Below are 17,794 nucleotides of genomic sequence, written 5' to 3'. Positions count from 1 at the left end.
GTCCGACTCCGCCCGCATCGCGGATCAGTTGAACCAGATGGCGAACCCGATGAATTCGCCGCGGAAGATCCGGTTGATCCGGCCCCAGGTCTCGGTCGAGCTGACTTCGCCCCGCTCCAGGTAGGGGGCGGCGGCCGTCCCCTGGACCCACAGGACGAGGTCGAAGGGCCGCGGTTCCAGCAGGACGCGGCGGACGTTGATCCCGCGATCGGCCTGATGACCGCGCCAGAAGGGGACCAGCGTCCGGCCCTGGAGGATGGCCTCGAACTCGTCGAGGAAGCGGTGCCAACCCTGGATCATCTCGTCGGTCACCGCGACGCCGATGACCGTGTGCTGTTTGGGGTTGGGGATCCACTCGCGATCATCGTCGGCCTCGGCCTGGATGAACTTCCAGGTGGATCGGCTGAGCGCGACCATCGCCTCCAGGTGGGCGAGCACCGCCTTCAACCGCGCCGGCTCGGCCACGTCCATCCGGACCTGATGGATCAGGGCCACGACATCCAGGACGTCGGACATGAACCGGTTGCCTTCCCGCTCCTCCCGCGAGTCGAGGAAGGGCTGAGGGGGCTTCGCGCCGGCGAAGAAGACGTGCCCGGAATGCTCGAACCAGGGGGCGAAGTCGTGGGCGAGCACCACCTCGGTCATGGCCGAGAGCAGGTGGCAATAGCCGCGGAGCCAGTCCACGTCGCCGCGATCGAAGGCGACCACGAGTTCCCTGGCCGCTCCTTCCAGGCCCTCCTGCCCCCCGTTCATCCGCTCGTAGATCTTCCAGAGCGATTCCTCATCGCCGGCCGTGCCGTCGCCGTCGAAGTCGAGCCGGACCAGGGCGAAGTGGATCGGGAGCTTCACCGCGTCCGACTTGATGTCGGCCAGGGTCGCCTCGACCCCCGCCAGGTCGTCGACCCAGGCCTGGAGAAGGGTGCGGGCCTTGGCGGCGTCGATCGGCTCGGGGTTGGGATTGGGCGGGACCGGCAGGCGGGTCAGGCCGCCCATGCCCATGAGGTTGACGCCCAGGCCGTGGCGATGGAACGCCTGGATCCGTGCCTCCACCGCCCGGAGGAACCGGACCATGCCCAGGCCGAAGCGCAGGGAATCGTCGCCGGGATCGGCCTGCAGCTTCTCCGCCACCTGCCGCTCGGCGGCCGCGAGGTCGCCTTGCCTCAGCGACTCGTCTACGGAGACAAAGCCCTTCCCCTCCTGCCCGGCCCTCGCGGTGGGAGGGATCACGATCAGGGCGAAGATCAGTGCCAGGGTCGGCGGGAGGACTTGTCGGGGGTGTCGCATGGGTTCGTCTCGCACGTGGGGGGGAGGAAGACCGTCCGGCCCCGCCCCCCGCCCCGGTTCACGGCGAGGTCGGGGCGATCGGCGCGTCGGAAGGCCCCTTGTACAATCGGGCTAGCTCCAGCATCAAGGCTTCAAGCTGCCGATAATATTCGTCCTCGGCTAAACTCGTCTTTTTGGACCGGAGCGAGGCCACGGCCACCTCGATCTGGTCGCGGCGTTGGAGGGCCTCCGGCGAGAGCGTCGCATCGCGATCGCCGAGGACCAGCGTGCGCTGATTGGCCCGGAGGCCGTCCAGCTCGGCGCCGTCCTTGGCCCGCTTCGTGGCCCGGATGCCGCGGAACCAGTCGGCGGGCGTGCCCAGCTTGTCGCCGTTGTCGTCGATCAGGGCATGCTCGGTGGCCAGCCGCGACCGCGATCGATAATACTCCTGCGCCTGGGCGCTCGCCTTGAGGAACGCCTCCAGCAGCGAGGTCTGCCCGTCCTTGTCGATGTCGGCGGCCGGGTCGGCGATCGCCTCGGCCAGATACAGGCCGAAGCGGGCGAAGTTCTGCTCGTCGCCGCTCCGCGTGGCCGTGACGATCACCCGATTCGGGGCCGAGAGCTTCGGCAAGAACGGCCCGCTCGCCGAGGCGCCGTTCACGATGGCGATCGGCGTGGCGATCGGCTTGAGCCATTCGGCCAGCTCGGCGTCCGACAAATCCGGCCCGCGCAGGTTGAACCGGGCCTCGCGACCATCCCAGGTCCCGTGGCCGATCAGGACCAGCCACGACGGGGACTGGGAGCCATCCTTCGCGCGGGCCTCCATGGCCGCTCGGAGCCGATCGCGGTCGGTCTCCGAGCCGTCGCCATGGCCCTCCCCAACCCGAACCAGCCGGGCCGATCCCCGGGCGGCGGCCTTCTCCCACAAGTCGGCCGATCGGCGGAACTCCCGGCCATACTCCGGGGTGCCCGGTGCCCCCTCGACCACGATCACCAGGGGCGGATCCGCCGGTTTGGGGGAGGCCAGGCAGAGGGACAGGGCGAGGCAGAGCCACGGCATGGGCGGGTCCTGGCAGGGTTTCGCTTCGGTCAGGGCAGGCCGTTGACCCGTCGCAGGCCCCATTCGGCGGCGAAGCAGAGGATCGCGATGGCGAAGTACAGGGGATGGTGCCAGAGCGGGGCGGTCCACGGCTCGGTGATCGGGGCCCCCCGGGCCATCAGCCCGGACACCAACGCATCGGGGCCGCGACCATCGACGACTTCCCCGCCCGTCCGGGAGGCGATCTCGGCGAGGAACCCCCGGTCGGGCTCCAGGCGGGCGAACTCGTCGGCCGACGGCTGGGCCGCCCAGCCCGCCTCGCGCTCGCCGATGGCCGAGCCGTCGGGCATGGCGGCCGAGGCGACCACGCGGTGGGCCCCGGCCTGCTTGGGGGCGAAGCTCGCGGCGTAGAGGCCGCTTTCCCGGGCATCCGGCTCGGCGTCCAGGCTCAGCGTGTCGCCGCCGGGCAGGGTCAGGCGGAGCGTGACCTTGGCGTTATCCAGCGGGCGAAACTCGGCGTCGCGGACCCGGGCGATCAGGTCGACGGCGTTGGACGCGGCGTCGGGGTCCGGCTTTACGGTCAATTCGACCCGGCCCGGCACGTCGCTGACCAGCCAGCGGGCGGTCTGCCGCCAGGAGCGGTCGAGGTCGTCCTCCTCGGGCGTCTCGCGGCGGATCCCCCACCGCCACAGGTCGCCGATCATCAGGGCCGCGACGTGCCCCTTGCCGAACATCTGGGCTACCAGGGCGGGGACCGGGTTGCCCGACTCGTCGGCCACCTCGGCCAGCGTCACCGCGCCGGGCTTGATCCCCGAGGCCAGGCTCAAGGTCTGGAAGGCGGGCATCGCCGCGAGCCGTTTCCGCTCCTCGTCCTCGCTCTTGCGGGTCCGGACCCAGGGTTGCAGCCAGCCTTCGCGGGTCAGCACCAGGCGGCAGTCGCCCGCGAACGTGGCGGCCGAGGCCGGCCCGTTAAGGTAGACCGGAAGTAGCTCGCCGATGGGTGTCCGGTCGTACTTCCCCTGGGCGAACGAGTCGGGGCCGCCCAGCATCAAGAGGCCGCCGCCCCGCACGCCGACGAAGTTCCGCACCAGGGCGAGCTGGTCCGGGGTGAAGAAGCCGGCTTCCAGGTCGTCCAGGACGATCGCGTGGTATTTGAATAGCTCCTCGGCCGTCTTCGGGAAGCCGTCGCGAAGCTCGACCTCGTCGAGCGTGTTGAGCCGGATCAGGACCGGCCGGTCGGACGCCTCGGCCGTGTCGCCGTCCGGGTTGTCGAAGCCGTCGAACAGGGGGCTGGTGGTCCGGTTGCGGGACGCCTGGAAGTCGAATTTCGGCTGGCGACGCGCGATCCGCAGCAGGCCGACGAGCTGGATCTGCTCGTCCTCGCTCAGGGCGCGGCGGAGGAACTTGAACTCCCAGTTGGGCCGGCCGCCGACATACAGGACCCGATACGGCCCGCCCCCCTGGTCGACCACCACCAGTCGGCGGTTGTTGGCCAGGGTCTGCTCCGACGAGTTCGCCGGCACCTGTCCTGCCTCCGCCTTCGGCTCCTCGGAGGCCGGGAAGGCCCGGACCTGGTAGAAGTTGACCCCCGCCTTGATCGGTCGGAACTGGAAGCGGAACGAGAGCGGCCGGCCGTCGGCCGAGGCCTTCGCCTGCTGCCGTTCCACCTCCGCCCCGGCCTCGTCGAACACGGCGGCGACGATCGGTTCGGACCCGAACCCGACGGCCGAGACCTCGGCGCGGAGGACGACCGGGGCGGCCTCGAAGTTGGTCTGGCTCACCGCCACGTCGCGCACCCCGACATCGCGGGCCACCCCTCGCGCGGGGGGGATCACCGGGTAGATCGGCGGCAACGCCGACCAGTCCAGGCCGGCGAGGTCGGTCCGGTTGCCGTCCGTGAACAGGAGGACCCCGGCCAGGGGCAGGCCGCGGAATCGCTTCGCGAGGGCCGTCAGGGACGAGCCGAGCGCCGTGCCGGGGCCGTCGAAGTCGAGGGCCGTATCGAACCCCTCGACCGACCGGAGGTGGGAATCGAAGACGTAGGACCGGGCGTCGAAGTCCTGGCCGAGCCGGGTCGCCCAGGGGCTCCCCGACCGGACCTGGTCGCGCACCCAGTCGCCGCGCGATCGTTGGTCGTCCCGATCGCGGATCTGGAGGCTTCGGCTGTTATCCACCAGCACCGCGAACGAGTTTGCCCCCTTGCGGGGCCGGGTGCCGGTGAGCAGAGGTTCGAGCAGGATCAGGGACAGTGCCGCCAGGCCCGCGGCCTTGAGCAGGGCGCAGGCCAGGCGGACCGAGGGCTTGCCCCCGGCCCGGCCATAGCTCCAGGCGATCACGGCCGCGGCGAGGGCCATCAGGCCGGCCGCGACGGCCCACCAGCCGGGGGTGCCGAGGATCAGCGTCGGCACGGTCATTTGCCGCTCCCCAGGCGTTCGTAATAGCGTCTCACCCCTTCGGCATAGCGGGGCGGGACCGGGTCGCGGTCGATCGGCACCAGCGCGTCGGGATCCTCGCGGCGCCGGACCTCCTCGCCGATCCGCCGGGCCAGCTCGCGGATCGGCTCGGCGACCATGCCTTGCATCTCCTTCCAGTCCGGGGTCTTGGCGTGCCGCTTGAACTCCTCGCGGGCCCCCCGGACCCGGTCGCGGATCCGCGCGGCCTCGGCCCTGAGGTTGGGATCATCGAGCAGTTCCTCGACCTCACGCATCCGGTCCGACCACTGCCGGAACCCTTCGCCGGTGATCGGCCCACCCGGACTTCCCCCCGGACCGCCGCCGTTATTACCCGCCATCCCTTCCAGCAGTCGTTCCAGTTCCGACGGCTGTCGCCCGCCCGGTTGCGGCGGCTGCCCGCCCCCCGGCCGGTTCCCGCCGCCCGGCTGCTGGCCGCCCGGCTGCCCCTGGCCTTGTTGCCCGGGCTGCTGGCCCTGGCCTTGTTGGCCGGGTTGCTGCCCCTGGCCCGGCTGTTGTCCTTGTCCTTGCTGTCCTGGCTGTTCGCCCTGGCCGGGCTGCTGGCCCTGGCCCGGCTGTTGTCCTTCGCCCTGCTGGCCGGGCTGTTGCCCCTGCCCCGGCTGCTGGCCTTCGCCGGGCTGCTGGCCCGGCTCTTGCCCGGGTTGACGCCGTCCGGGTTGCTGGGCGGGTTGGTTGCCTTCCCGCCCCTGGCCGGGTTGCCTTTCCTGGCCTTCCTGCCCTGGACGTCGGCCGGGCTGTCCGGCTTCCTCGCCGTCCCGGGCCTGTCCGGCCTGGGGCTCCCCGGGTTGTTCGGGGCGATCGCGACGGCCGGGCTCGGTGCCGCCGGGATTGCCGGAAATGGGCGGGATCGCCCCGGGCTGGTCGCCGTTGGCCTGGGCGATCTCGCGGTTGATCTGGTTGGCGAGATCCTCGACTTCTCCCTGGGCACGCTTGAGGGCGGCCGTCTCATCGCCGAGGATGGCGCGGGCCGCGCGTTCGACGCCCTCGCGGGCCTGCTCGATCCCCCGGCCGGCACGGCGGGACGACTCGGCGGCCTCGTTGGCGATGCCCGCATCCACGAGCTGGCCGGCGTCCTGGAGTTCGCCGTCGGTCCCGGGGACGTCGGCCTTGCGGGCGGCATCGAACAGGTTCTTGGCGAGCAGGGGCTCGGTTTCCTCGGCCTCCTGGACGGTTTTCTGCATCCGGTCGACGAGATCCTCGAACCCCTTGCGCTGGCCTTCCAGGGCTTCCTTGAGCTTCTGGCGATCCTCGGTGTCGCGGAGCGTCTTCTGGGCCGAGTCCTTCCAGGCGTCGAGCCGTTCGGTGAGCTTGTCCTGGCCCTCGTCGAGCTTGCGGGCCTGGTCGCGCATCGCGGTCATCTGCTCGGAGAACTGGTCGGACGACTTCTTGCGGAGATCTTCCTTGACCTCGTCGAGCTTCTGCCCGGCGCGGGCCCCTTCGGTCACGGCCTGGGAGAGCTGGCCCTTTTCGAGGGCCTCGGATGCCTGGCGAACGTGCTCGCGGCCTTCCTCGACCTGCTGGCGGGCCTCGGCCATCCGCTCGCGGTTGGCTTCGTTTTCCATCCGCTCCTGAAGTTCGTCGGTGTCGCGGAGGATCTGCTGCTGCTGCTCGCGGAGCCGCTTGAGCTGGCGCTCGATCTCCTCCTTGGCCGGGTCGTCCTTGGCGGCTTCCAGGGCCGCCTGCAGCTCCTTGACCCGCTGGTTGAGGTCGCCCTGGCGCTGGGCCAGTTCCTTGAGCCGGTTGACCACCTGCCGGGTCTCGCGCCGCTCCTGCTCCCTGGCGGAGGCCTCATCCTGGCGGGCCTTGCTCTGCTGCTCGAACCGATTCTCGTCATCCTTCAGTTCGAGCTGGTTGAGCTGACGTTGGGAGGCCGAGGCCGATCCGCCCCGGGATTGCCGCTGGCTGGAGTTCTGCCGGGTCACCTCGAACTCGCGGGCGCGGAGCTTGAGCAGGGCTTGATAGGCGGCCTGCTCGGCGGCCAGGGCGGGCGTGAGGCCGGGGATCGACGCTTCACCGGCGGCCCTGCCCAGGAGGTCGCCGGCGCGGGACATCGCCTCGACCGCCTTCTCCAGGCTGGCCTTGGAGGCGGCGTCGGTCAGCTTTTCGCCCATGGCCACGGCCTGCTCGATCGCCTGGGCCTGGGAGTCGCGGAGCAGTTCGACATCGGACTTGAAGGCGTCGCTCGGGGTCGCCTTGATCTCGCGGCGGATGACCTTCCAGGTGCCGTTGATGATCTGCTTCTCCAACTCGGCCAGTTGTTCGGCCTGCTGGGCGTTGCCCCCCTGCTGTTGTTCCTGCGACTCCTGATCGCCCGAGGGGGGTTCGCCCTGGCGGAAGATCTCCTCGAAGTGGCGGACCTCGGCGAAGAACATGTCGCCGTCGGTGCGCCGGGGCTTGCCGTCGGGGCCGAAGTCCTCGGCCCAGACATGATAGGTGACGAGCTGGTCGGGCTCGGCCTTCAGGGATTCGAAGTCGATCAGGTGATCGGCCAGCACTTTCTTGCCCAGGGCGGCCTGGCCATCGCCGATCGGCAGGTCGCGCGGTTCCACTCCGGTCAGCTCATAGCTGAGGCCATGTCGGATGATGCCGAAGTCGTCGGCGATCTCCGCCTTGACCGGCAGTTCCTCGACCGGCGAGACCCGCGCGTCGTGCCCCGGCCGGGTGACCAGGATCGTCGGCGGCTTGTTGCGGGTCACGTTCACCGCGATCTCGGGCACGACCTTGTTCTTGAGCCCGTCCCGATCGACGAGGCGGACCTTGTAGCGGTGCGAGTCGGTCAGGGTCCACGTCGCCGTGTGCAGGCGGGGATCCTCCTTGCCCGGGAGGAGCGGGATCTCCGCACCCGTCTCGTCGACCAGCAGGGCGGAGGCGACCTCCTTGTTGAGCCGGCAGGTCAGGGTCAACTCGGTCCCCTCGATGGCCGAGGCGTGGCGGATGTCCTCGGCGATCCGGGTTTCCATGCCGGTGTAGGCGGGGAAGGCGAGCCGGGCGTCGGTGCGGAGCAACGCCGGATACTCGAAGGTGCGGACGCGGAACGTCTCGCTGCTCCGGCCAGCGAACTCGATCCGGTAGGATAGGTCGGCATCCACCGACTCGATCCGGCCGGCGAAGGTCGGGTCGTCCAGGCTCCGTGCCATCGGCCGGGCCGGCCCGGGGTTCGCCGGGGCCTCGATGACGAGGCTGGCGTCCGGGGGGACATAGCCCGGGAACCGGGCGACGACCAGCAACGATGAGCCGCGTTCCACCGAGGCGTTGCCCGGCTCGACCTCGACCTGGATCGTCGAGGGGTCGGCGGGCCGGGCGGCGTCGGCCAGGATCTCGGCCCGCGTCGGGGTCGACCCGACCAGGGTGGCCGCGACCGCGACCAGCCCGGCCGTCGCGACGACGTGGGCCAGGATCGCCCCGCCCATCCGCGAGGACGGCACGGCGCGGTTCCAGTCGTGGGTGCGGGCGTGTCGCGCCGCCGAGCGGATCACGGCATCGCGGAGGAACCCCGCGGGCTCGGCGGTCGGCCGGAGCAGTTCCTCGACGGCAGCGAGCAGCCCGGCATCGAGGTCCGGGTGCCGCGCCTCGACCCGGCGGGCGACCCAACGGGCATCCCGCACCGACCTCCAGGCGAGGACCCCGCACGCCACCCCCGACCCGACCACCGCGACGGCGAGGCCCGCCAGGAGGCCGGGCGACGGCCGGACGCCCAGCCCGATCAGCACCAGCCCGGCCGAGGCCCAAACCAGCCAGCAGAGGGCGAGCGCCGACCAGAGCCGGACCAGCCGGACCCGATGCGCGACCCGTTCCAGCGCCCGTTCCAGTTCCGCGTTCATGTCGCCGGGGCCTCCGCTGACGAAGGAAGGGGACGGGGGCGACCGAGCCACCCCGCCAGGCCGGTTTCCAGGATCAGGACGCCGATCGTCGCCAGGATCAGCCACCGCCATGCCTTCTGGCGACCTTCCAGCTCCGCGTTCTGCATCTGCCTCCGGCTCTCGCGCTCGGCCGCCTCGCGGGTCGGGCTCGCCATCCGGCAGCCGAACTGCTCCAGCGTCTCGATCGGCAGCGGGGCGGTCTTGCTCTCGGCCGGGTCGAGGTTCACCGCGACCAGCCGGGTCTTCCGACCGGCCGACTCGATCGCATACACGCCCGGCGACTCGGTCGCTGCGAACGAGGCGGACCCGGCCTCGACCGGCACGTCCGAGCCGTCGGGCGTCCGGACCGACCGGGCGTCGGGCGACAGCGGGATCGGATCGCCCACGCGGAGATCGGTGGCCTCGGGCGTGGCATCGCCGCGATCCAGCAGCGCGGCCATCAGCGGGACGAACTTCGACGAGCGGGCGAGCTGGCCATCGGCGGGCGTCCAGCCGCTCGCCAGGACCACGATTCGGCCCTTTCCGGCGGCCTTCTCCACGACGGCTGGGTCGCCCCCCTCGAACCGGGCCAGCACCCGGGCGTCGGGGCCGAGGGCGTCGGATGGCCACGACCGACGCTTCCAGAAGTGGATTTTGGTGAAGTCGTTGAACTGGGGCGAGGCGAACGGGGCGAACAGGGGATGGTCGAAGGCGATCTCACCGAGCAGGACATCCCCCTTGACCGGCGCCTCGGCGACGTCGAAGGGCGGGACCTCGGCCACGGCCGCCAGGGCCTCGGCCCGTCCCGCGGCCGGCACCGCCACCAGCGTCCCGCCGTCTCGGACGAAGGACCGGAGGAAGTCCACGTTGCCCGCCGTGGTCTCCCCGGCCAGCACGATCATCGGCAGGGAGCGGTCGGCCGGCTTCGTCAGCGCGGCGGTCGGCGACCTCGGCTCGACCGTGATCGCCCGGCGGCCATCCCCCTCGAACACCCGCGTGAGGTAATAGAGCAAGCCCGCCGGATCGTCGGCCGCGTCGGGCCCGACGAACAGGACGGTGGCCGGCTCGGCGGGCTCGGCCGCCACGAACAGGGTGTCATCGTAGTCGAAGTCGTCGCCCCGGAGCCGGAGCGAGCCCGACGCCAGGGGCCGGGGCAGCTTGGCCACCCGGCTCTCCCCGGGCGGGACGTAGACCGAGGTCGGCGGCCCCGGGTCGCCCGCCCAGGCCAGGGCGAAGGTGTCCCGTTTCGAGAGCGGATCGTTGGCGACCCGCACCCGGATGCCACCGTCCTTCTCGGCGGTCCCCTCCCCCTCGGCCGGGCCAGATTGCCTTTGGATCCCGGCGTTGGAGCCGGAGACGCCGATCCGTTTCCATTCGATCTCGACGTCCGACGGCCATTCGAAGCCGCCCAGGGCGTCGAGCTTCGACCCCTGGGCCATGTCGCTCACCAGGACGATCCGCCGGCGCATCCGGGACGCCTTGCCCGCCGCGTCGCCAACGTCCTCGATCGCCCCCACGGCGTCGATCAGGGCATGCCCCAGGTCGGTCCCCCGCCACGACGGAGCCAGGCCGGCCACGACCCCGCGCGCGGCGGCCTGGCGGCGCGATGCGTCGAGGGCCTGGGATTGCCCGAAGCCGAACGCCGTTCGCGTGCCCGTGTCGAAGGCGAGCACGGCGATCTGATCGTCCGGGCCGGTCGCGTCGATCGCGTCCGCTGCGGCGGCCTGGGCCTGCTTCCAGAGATCCCCCCGCTTCATGCTGGCGCTGGCGTCGATCAGGACCGCGACCCGGCTCCGCTCGCCGGACCCCAGGTTGAGGATCGACAGTTCCCGGAGGAACGGCCGGGCGAACGCGATCGCCAGCAGGATCAGGGCGGTGGACCGGAGCAGGAGTAACGGCCAGTGGTCGAGCCGGCTGCGGCGGGTCAGGCGCGGGGGGGACGCCGAGAGGAACAGCAAGGAACTGAACGGGACCTCGCCCCGGGTGGTCCTGCGGATCAGGTGGAAGACGATCGGCGCGACGACGGCCAACGCCCCCAGCAGGTACAGCGGCGCGAGCAGGCTCATCGCGATGCCCCCTGCCCCGGGGCACTGCGTCGGCCGCCCGGTCGGCCGCGCCGCATCCGGGACTTGAGCAGGTCGAACAGGATCAATTCCAGGGGCTGGTCGGTCCGGATCGACTGGTAGTCGATCCCCTGGTCCGAGCACGCCCGCTCGATGGCCTCGGCATGGTCGGCGAACTTGCGGAGATACTCGGCGCGGGCGGCGTCCGGGTCGATGTAGAGCTGCCGGCCCGACTCCACGTCGCGAAACATCGACGGGGTCGCGAACGAGAACTCGACCTCGGCCGGGTCGAGGATGCGGAGCACGACGACCTCGTGCCCCCGGGCCCGGAGCGATCCGAGCCGCGACTTGAGCGTTTCCACCGGCGCCAGGAGGTCGGACAGGAGGATGACGAGCCCGCGCTTGCGGACGGTCGCCGCGACCTGTTCCAGCGGAGCATCCAGGTCGGTCGACCGGCCGGTCGGCTCGCGGTCGAGCATCCCCATCAGGCGCCGGAGCTGGCCGGGGCGGAGCCGCGGAGGGAGGTAATCGGTGATCCGATCCTCGAAGGTCAGCAACCCGACCGCGTCGCGCTGGAGGCCGAGGAAGTGGGCGATCGTGGCGGCCGTGGTCCGGGCGTACTCCCCCTTGCTGTACGCGCCGGAGCGGTACTGCATCGACCGGCTGGTGTCGACGACCAGGGTGCAGCGGAGGTTGGTCTCGTCCTCGAACCGCTTGACGTAGTAGCGGTCGGACCGGGCGAACAGCCGCCAGTCGATGTGGCGGGTATCGTCGCCGGGGCTGTACTGGCGATACTCGCTGAACTCGACCGAGAAGCCGTGGAACGGGCTGCGGTGGATCCCCTTGAGGAAGCCTTCCACGGTCGCCCGCGCCCGGAGCTGCAGGCTCTTGATCCGCATCAGGGCCCGGGGATCGATGGTCGATCCGGGCCGGGGCGGGGCCGGGGCGTCGGGGCGGGCGGGCATGGTGCGGTTCGCTCCCTGGTCAGGATCGCGGCGGCTCTCAACCCGGCATCTTGGCGTGTTCCAGCAGGCGGTCGATCACGGCGTCGACCGAGATGCCATCGGCCTCCGCCCGGTAGCCGAGCAGGATGCGGTGGCGGAGCGCCGGATGGGCCAGGGCGCGGATGTCCTCGGCCGAGACGTGGAACCGCCCCGCCAGCAAGGCCCGTGCCTTCGCCCCCATGACCAGCGATTGCGCGGCGCGGAGGCCGGCCCCCCACGACACCCACTCATTCACGAACGCCGGCGCCTTCGGCCCGGGTCGGCTGGCCGAGGCGAGGCGGACGGCCAGGCGGGCCAGGTCTTCGGCGATCGGCACCTTGCGGACGACCTCGTGGAACCGGAGGACGTCGGCCCCGTCGAACAGGGGCTCGATCGGCTCGGTCTTCCGCGAGGTGGTCTGGAGGATCACCAAGACCTCGTCATCCTCGGGCAGGTAATCGACCACCACGTTGAACAGGAAGCGGTCGAGCTGGGCCTCGGGGAGCGGGTAGGTCCCTTCCATCTCGATCGGGTTCTGCGTGGCCAGGACGAAGAACGGCTCTTCGAGCGGATAGCGGACGCCGGCCGCCGTGACCTGGTGCTCCTGCATCGCCTCCAGGAGCGCCGCCTGGGTCTTGGGGGGCGTGCGGTTGATCTCGTCGGCGAGGATCACGTTGGCGAAGATCGGCCCCTTGACGAACTGCATCCGCCGCCGGCCATCGGTCGTCTCCTCCAGGATCTCGGTCCCGGTGATGTCCGCGGGCATCAGGTCGGGGGTGAACTGGATCCGCTGGAACCGGAGGTGGAAGACCTGGGCGATGGTGCGGACCAGCAGCGTCTTGGCCAGCCCGGGTGCGCCGGTGATCAGGCAGTGCCCGCCCGCGAACAGGCTGATCAGGAGTTGATGGGTCACCTCCCGCTGGCCGACGATCACCTTCCCGAGTTCGTGCTCGATCCGTCCCCGGCTCTCGTGGACCTTCTCGACCACCCGGCGCTCGTCCTCGTAGGCATCCCCGTCTTGCGTCACGATGGCTCCTCGTCAGGCGGTCGATGGATGTCGGTCAGTGGGTCATGGCGTAGGTGATGATGTTGATGCCCATGGGATAGGCCTTCTTCTCGGAGAACTCCCGGAAGTAGCGCGGGTCTTCCCCCTCGCGTTCCCAGCCGTCCCCGAGGTCGGTGTTGTGGCAGATGATCGCCATCAGGCGCCCCTTGTCGTCGGAGATCCCCCGATAGTGGACCTCGCGGACGTTGCCCCCGTGGCCCCACTCCCACGTGATCGTCGGGTCGTACCCCGACTGCTCGAAGGTATGGATGCTGGGGACCTGCGGCTTCTCCTTGAGCCGGTAGACGCACTGGAAGATCTCGTGCGTGAGCGGCAACTCCCGGGGCTCGCGGTCGGGGAACACGCGTTTGATCTGCTCGTAAAAATTCTGATACTGGTCGTCGCCCCAGAAGTCGTCCACCATCAGGAACCCGCCGTTGAGCAGGTAGCGGCGGAGGGCGACGACTTCCTCCTCGGAGAATTGGAGGCTACCGACCTCGATCATGTAGAGGAACGGGTAGTCAAAGAGCGCCTCGTCGGTCAGGCGGAGCGAGATCGGGTTCGGGTTGACCTTGAGCGAGGTCAGCTGCTGGAGGCGATAGGAGAAGTTCAGATCGCTGTCCGGCCAGTCGGTCTCCCAGCCCGCGCCGCCCCGCCGTCGACCGTAGCCGCCATACGCCGAGTCGTACTGGACCCGGACGAAGGTGAAGACGTCTTTCTTGAACTGCTCGTCCTGCTTCCAGTCCGGCACGCCCGAGCGGTCGGCCGGGATTCCATCCAGGGGGGACGGACCCCAGCCCCGCCGCATCATCTGGCCGAGCGTGAATCCGCCCAGCAGGAGGACGAGGGCCGGCACCACGGCCAGGATCAGGCGTTTCCGCGTCATGGACGGGGCTCCGCGGAGGCTTGGGACGGCGTCAGTTCGAGCAGGAGTTTGTGGGCGTCGCGGAACCTCGGGGCTTCCTCCAACGCCTTGAGCACCTCGCGGCGGGCCTCGTCAAGCCGGCCCGACTGCCGGAGGAGCCCGGCGAGGCGGAAGTGGACGTCGGCCGGGTCGGTGTCGTCGAGCAGGGCGACCGCGCGATATTCGGAGATGGCCTCGTCGCGATGGTCGGTGTGCTCGCCGGCCCGGGCCAGGGCCCGGTGGGGCCCCACGGTCAGCGGCTGGACCGCCAGGGCGCGGCGGGCGTTGCGGGCCAAGTCCTCCCAACGACCGGCCGCCTCATCGAGCTCGATCAGGCGGAGATAGGCGGGCAAGGCGTCGCCGTCGCAGCCGGCGACCTCCTCCAACGCCCGGCGTTCGGCGTCGGTGTCGCCCAGGCGTTTGTGGACGGCGGCGAGCATCATCGAAGCGTTCTCCGCGCCGGCGTAGGTCGGGTCGAGGGCCTGGAACTCCCGGATCGCGGCCCTGGCCGCCTCCCACTTCTCCTCGGCGATCAACCGTTTCGCCAGGAGCTGACGGCCCGCGAAGCTCTTGGGATGGTCCTTGAGCCAGGCGGCGACGGCCGTCGATTCGGCGTCGTCGGGCAGGTCGACCGGCTCCCAGGTCGCTTCCGGGGCGACGGCCGAGGCCTTGGCCCGAGCGAAGTCGGCGAACGATCGGTCCATCTCCTCTAGCGTCATCCGCGCGTGTTTCGGCAGCGCCTCGTTGATCGTCAGGCCGGCACCCAGGTCATCAAGGATCGCGTTGAGCCCGGAGGACCCGGCCTTCTCGACCAGGAACTCCACGGCCATGGCCGATTCGTGGTAGGCGAACTGGAGGTGCAGCGCGGACTTCGCCCCCAGGAACGCCGAACTCAGTTTGCTGAGCGGCGTCAGTTCCTCGCCCAGGATCATGGCCCGGAACCGGGGGTTGATCGCCCCTCGCCAGGCGGGGTCGCTCCGGCCTTCCTCGTAGACCGAGATCCCTTCGCTGAGCCAGCGGGGCATCTTGTTGCGGGTCTTGGTCAGGGTGATGGCGTGGCAGAGTTCGTGCCAGAGCACGGCCTCCCAGTTCGAGGGATTCTCCCCCTGCGAGGCCGGGCTGTTGGCCGTGATCACCCGGCCGAAGCAGACGCCCAGCAGCCCGTCGGCCCCGGGGAGCCCGAAGGTCCGGACGGCGAACTCCTGCTTGCGCGGGAAGATTTCGACGATGACCGGGCCGGGCAAGGCCACCTCGTAGGTCGATCCCAGGGTCGAACGCGCCCGCTTGAGCAGGTCGAGCACGCGGGCCCCGTACAGGTCGGCCTCGCGGGGGTCCATGTGGACCACCAGCCCGTCGGCCTCCAGGACCCGGAACTTGGCGAGATAGTCGCGGAGCGCGATCAGGTTGAAGGCCACGACGTTGTAGGCGTCGCGGCGGAAGATTTCGTCGGCCAGCTTCCAGCCCTCGGCCTCCTGGCCCAGTCGCAGAAGGGCCTCGCAAAGCTGGATCTTGGCCGGGAGGTGGTCGGGGTCGAACGCCAGGGCCTTGCGCTGGGCGGTGGCCCCCTCGGCGAACCGATACTTCTCGGCCAGCTTGCGGCCGATCAGCGTGTCAACCTCGGGGTTGGTGGCCCACGGTTCGAGCGCGGTCAACCGGGCCTTATCCTCGCCTTCCGGATTGTTGAGCAGGTGGGCGAGCACGGCGCGGAGGGCCCAGGCCCGGGGCTCGCGCGGATTGACGGCGAGCGTCGCTGCCAGCACCGCCTCGGCCTCATCGTACTTCTCCGCGTCGATCAGCCCATCAGCTTGCAGGATGAGGGCGTCGACATATTTCGGATTGATCGCGAGGGCTTCCAGCAGGGCCTTCTCGGCGCGGGCGCGATCATCCTGGGAATAGGCGAGGGCGGTGAGATAATGGAAGCGCGGTTCCTCTGCAGCCTGCTCCGGGGCCTTTTTGAGGCTCTCGGCGGCAAGGCCGTAGTCCTGCTTGTCGAGCGCGAGTTCGGCCATCGCGAAGTAGGCGTCGAGATGGCCCGGATGATTCTTCACGACCGGGTCGTAGAACTGATCGAGCACCTTCTTGGGGTCGTAACCGCGTCGGACCAGGAACCGGCCGAGCGCCACCTGACCCTCGGCCGAGGCGTAGCGGCGCGGGTTGGTGACGATGATCCGTTCCATGGCGTCCATCGCCGCCGGCTCGCGATCGGCCAGACCACTGAATCGGCGGACCTCGCGGCCCAGCAGGAATAAGGCGACGCTGGTGGCGTGGCGGCGGCTCGACGCGTCGAGCGCGGCCCGCGCCTCGGCATAATGGCCCTGGGCCATCTCGGCCCGGATCTTGAGGGCAAACCAGCGTTCGTCCCAGGCCCCCCCGACGATCCCCGCCGCGGCCTCGCGGGCACAATCCTCATAGCGGCCGGTGCGGAGGAAGTCGGCGGCCTCGTCGATGTCGGCCCCGGATGCCGCCCCGGACGCGAACGAGCCCGCCGCCCACCCCAGGATCACGATCCGCAATACGGGAATCGATCGAGGCATGAACATGAATTCGCTTCCATCCGTGCGCCCGGCGGATCTCGATGCTTGCGTCGTCGGCGATTATAGACCTGCATCAAGGCCGGTTGCCAACGGATTTCCCGGGCCGGGCGCGCGACGACGCCGGCCCTCGTCCTGGGCAGGACGAGGGCCGGCGTCGCGTTCGGAGTCGGATGCCGAGGATCAGCGCGGGGCGGCGGCCCCGCGCGTCGCGGCGGCGGGGGCCGGACGGGTGGGCTGGATCGCACCCCGGCCGGGTGCCGGCTTGCCGCCCGCGGGGGCGGCCGCGGGGGCGGCCGCGGCGCGGCCTTCGTTGCCGTCGTTCACGACCTCTTTCCAGCCCGGCAGCTTGATCTTCTGGAAAAACTTGGGGTCGATCTTCTGGTTCGTGGCGACGTTGTTGAACCTGAAGTCCTGATAATCCTTGCCGTTGGTCGCCACCAGCCAGAGTTGGTCGGGCAGGAAGGTCGTCTTGTTGAGCCACAGGAACGCCTTGCTGAACGACTCGCGATCGATGTCGTAGAGCGGCGCGATGCGGATCAGGTATTGCTTGTCCGACTGGTTGGTCAAGGCCATGTCGTACCGCTTGCGGGCCTCGTCCGCCTTCATGTTGAAGAGGAACGGCAGAGGGCCCTGCTGGAGCGTCTTCTGCTGGGCCTGCTTGTCCAGGGGATAGACGTAGATCTGCATCGTATCCCACTTGTACTGGAGCACTTCGCTCCCCGTGCTGACGATGCGCTCGTCGTCCTCATAGATTGGCTTCGCATCGGGTCCGGCGTCGGGGTTGGTCCGCTTCTTGAAGTTGAGGCAGGCCAGGTCGGGACTCTGGAGCACGGCCTGGCCGGTGAACTCCTCCTCGCCCCAGGCGGCGGACTTGTCGATCCGCTTGAAGTCGACGCTCAGCGACTTGACCTGGGAACTCTGCTTCTCCCAGGCCACCAGGATCTGATCCATCTCCTGACGGAGCTTCGCGGCGGCCTGCTGCGCCAGCTTCTCTGTCACCGGATCGGGCTTGGCCGTCGGGGCCGGGGCCACCCGGACCCCCGAGCCCGCCCCCGCGGCCGGCTGCGGGCGGGCCGGCCGGGCCGGCGGCGCCTGCTGGGCCGAGGCCGGCGCGACGGCCCCGGCCACCGCGGCCAATGCAAGAATCCAAGCGATGTGAGTCTTCATGGCGTCTCCCTCCCTGGTCGGACCGTGGACCTGCCGCACTTCCGGACGACGTGGATCGGGGATCCTTCCCGACCACCGCCCTCCCATCATCGCGAAACTTAACAAAATTTCCGAAAAGCGCACAGGTCTTCCCCGGATCGCGATCCCGGGCGAAAAACGCCGCGAATCCGGGCACCCCTGCCCGGGCCATCCCGGGCCCTTCTGCCGTGGAGCAGGACTTAACGAACCGAAATCCGCCGATCGGTGTCTCCCCGAGGATATAATTCCGCAGTGCCCGGCGATGGGAACGGGGATTGCTTGAGCAACTCTCCATCGGGCCGATGACCACCCCGGATCAGAAGGGAGACGACGATGCGAACCATGCCGCGACCGTCCCAGGAAGCCGCCCCGCCCGCCTGGTCGCTCCCGCTCATCGGCAACCCTCCCCGTGGGACGCGCCGATCGTCTTGACCGGCCCATCCGGGACGGGACACAATCATCCCCCGT

10 protein-coding genes are annotated in these 17,794 nt (G+C 70.1%); all 10 read right to left on the bottom strand.

Annotated features, from left to right (window positions below):
- Positions 1 to 24: 24 nt before the first annotated feature.
- Entirely contained in the window at positions 25 to 1,284 is a 1,260-nt protein-coding gene (locus TA3x_RS14300) for a hypothetical protein (RefSeq protein ID WP_435015322.1), read from the bottom strand.
- A gap of 58 nt (positions 1,285 to 1,342) precedes the next feature.
- Positions 1,343 to 2,323 (bottom strand): hypothetical protein, encoded by a 981-nt coding sequence (locus tag TA3x_RS14295; protein WP_435015321.1) that lies wholly within the window; start codon positions 2,321 to 2,323, stop codon positions 1,343 to 1,345.
- 29 nt (positions 2,324 to 2,352) lie between these two features.
- Positions 2,353 to 4,716: a glutamine amidotransferase gene (locus tag TA3x_RS14290; protein WP_435015320.1), complete on the bottom strand. Its 2,364-nt coding sequence runs from the start codon at positions 4,714 to 4,716 to the stop codon at positions 2,353 to 2,355.
- Positions 4,713 to 8,594, bottom strand: coding sequence for a hypothetical protein (locus TA3x_RS14285; protein WP_435015319.1), 3,882 nt, complete (start codon positions 8,592 to 8,594; stop codon positions 4,713 to 4,715). The genes TA3x_RS14290 and TA3x_RS14285 overlap by 4 nt, the downstream gene beginning before the upstream one ends.
- Positions 8,591 to 10,678 carry a BatA domain-containing protein gene (locus TA3x_RS14280; RefSeq protein ID WP_435015318.1) on the bottom strand — a complete coding sequence of 696 codons (2,088 nt, stop codon included), beginning with the start codon at positions 10,676 to 10,678 and terminating at the stop codon, positions 8,591 to 8,593. The genes TA3x_RS14285 and TA3x_RS14280 overlap by 4 nt, the downstream gene beginning before the upstream one ends.
- Positions 10,675 to 11,640, bottom strand: coding sequence for a DUF58 domain-containing protein (locus TA3x_RS14275; RefSeq protein ID WP_435015317.1), 966 nt, complete (start codon positions 11,638 to 11,640; stop codon positions 10,675 to 10,677). Before TA3x_RS14275 ends, TA3x_RS14280 begins: the two co-directional genes overlap by 4 nt.
- 37 nt (positions 11,641 to 11,677) lie before the next feature.
- Positions 11,678 to 12,685 carry an AAA family ATPase gene (locus tag TA3x_RS14270; protein ID WP_435015316.1) on the bottom strand — a complete coding sequence of 336 codons (1,008 nt, stop codon included), beginning with the start codon at positions 12,683 to 12,685 and terminating at the stop codon, positions 11,678 to 11,680.
- A gap of 34 nt (positions 12,686 to 12,719) precedes the next feature.
- Positions 12,720 to 13,589, bottom strand: a complete 870-nt coding sequence (locus tag TA3x_RS14265) for a DUF4159 domain-containing protein (protein WP_435015315.1) — start codon at positions 13,587 to 13,589, stop codon at positions 12,720 to 12,722.
- Complete coding sequence (locus TA3x_RS14260) at positions 13,586 to 16,141, bottom strand: tetratricopeptide repeat protein (RefSeq protein ID WP_435015314.1); 2,556 nt, start codon at positions 16,139 to 16,141, stop codon at positions 13,586 to 13,588. The genes TA3x_RS14265 and TA3x_RS14260 overlap by 4 nt, the downstream gene beginning before the upstream one ends.
- 180 nt (positions 16,142 to 16,321) lie before the next feature.
- On the bottom strand, positions 16,322 to 17,308 hold the full coding sequence (locus TA3x_RS14255) for an outer-membrane lipoprotein carrier protein LolA (RefSeq protein ID WP_435015313.1): 987 nt from the start codon (positions 17,306 to 17,308) through the stop codon (positions 16,322 to 16,324).
- Positions 17,309 to 17,794: the final 486 nt, after the last annotated feature.

The organism is Tundrisphaera macrotermitis (assembly GCF_051175315.1).
GTDB lineage: Bacteria > Planctomycetota > Planctomycetia > Isosphaerales > Isosphaeraceae > Tundrisphaera.
Note: the sequence above shows the minus strand (reverse complement) of the source record. Positions and strands in the feature narration are given on the sequence as shown.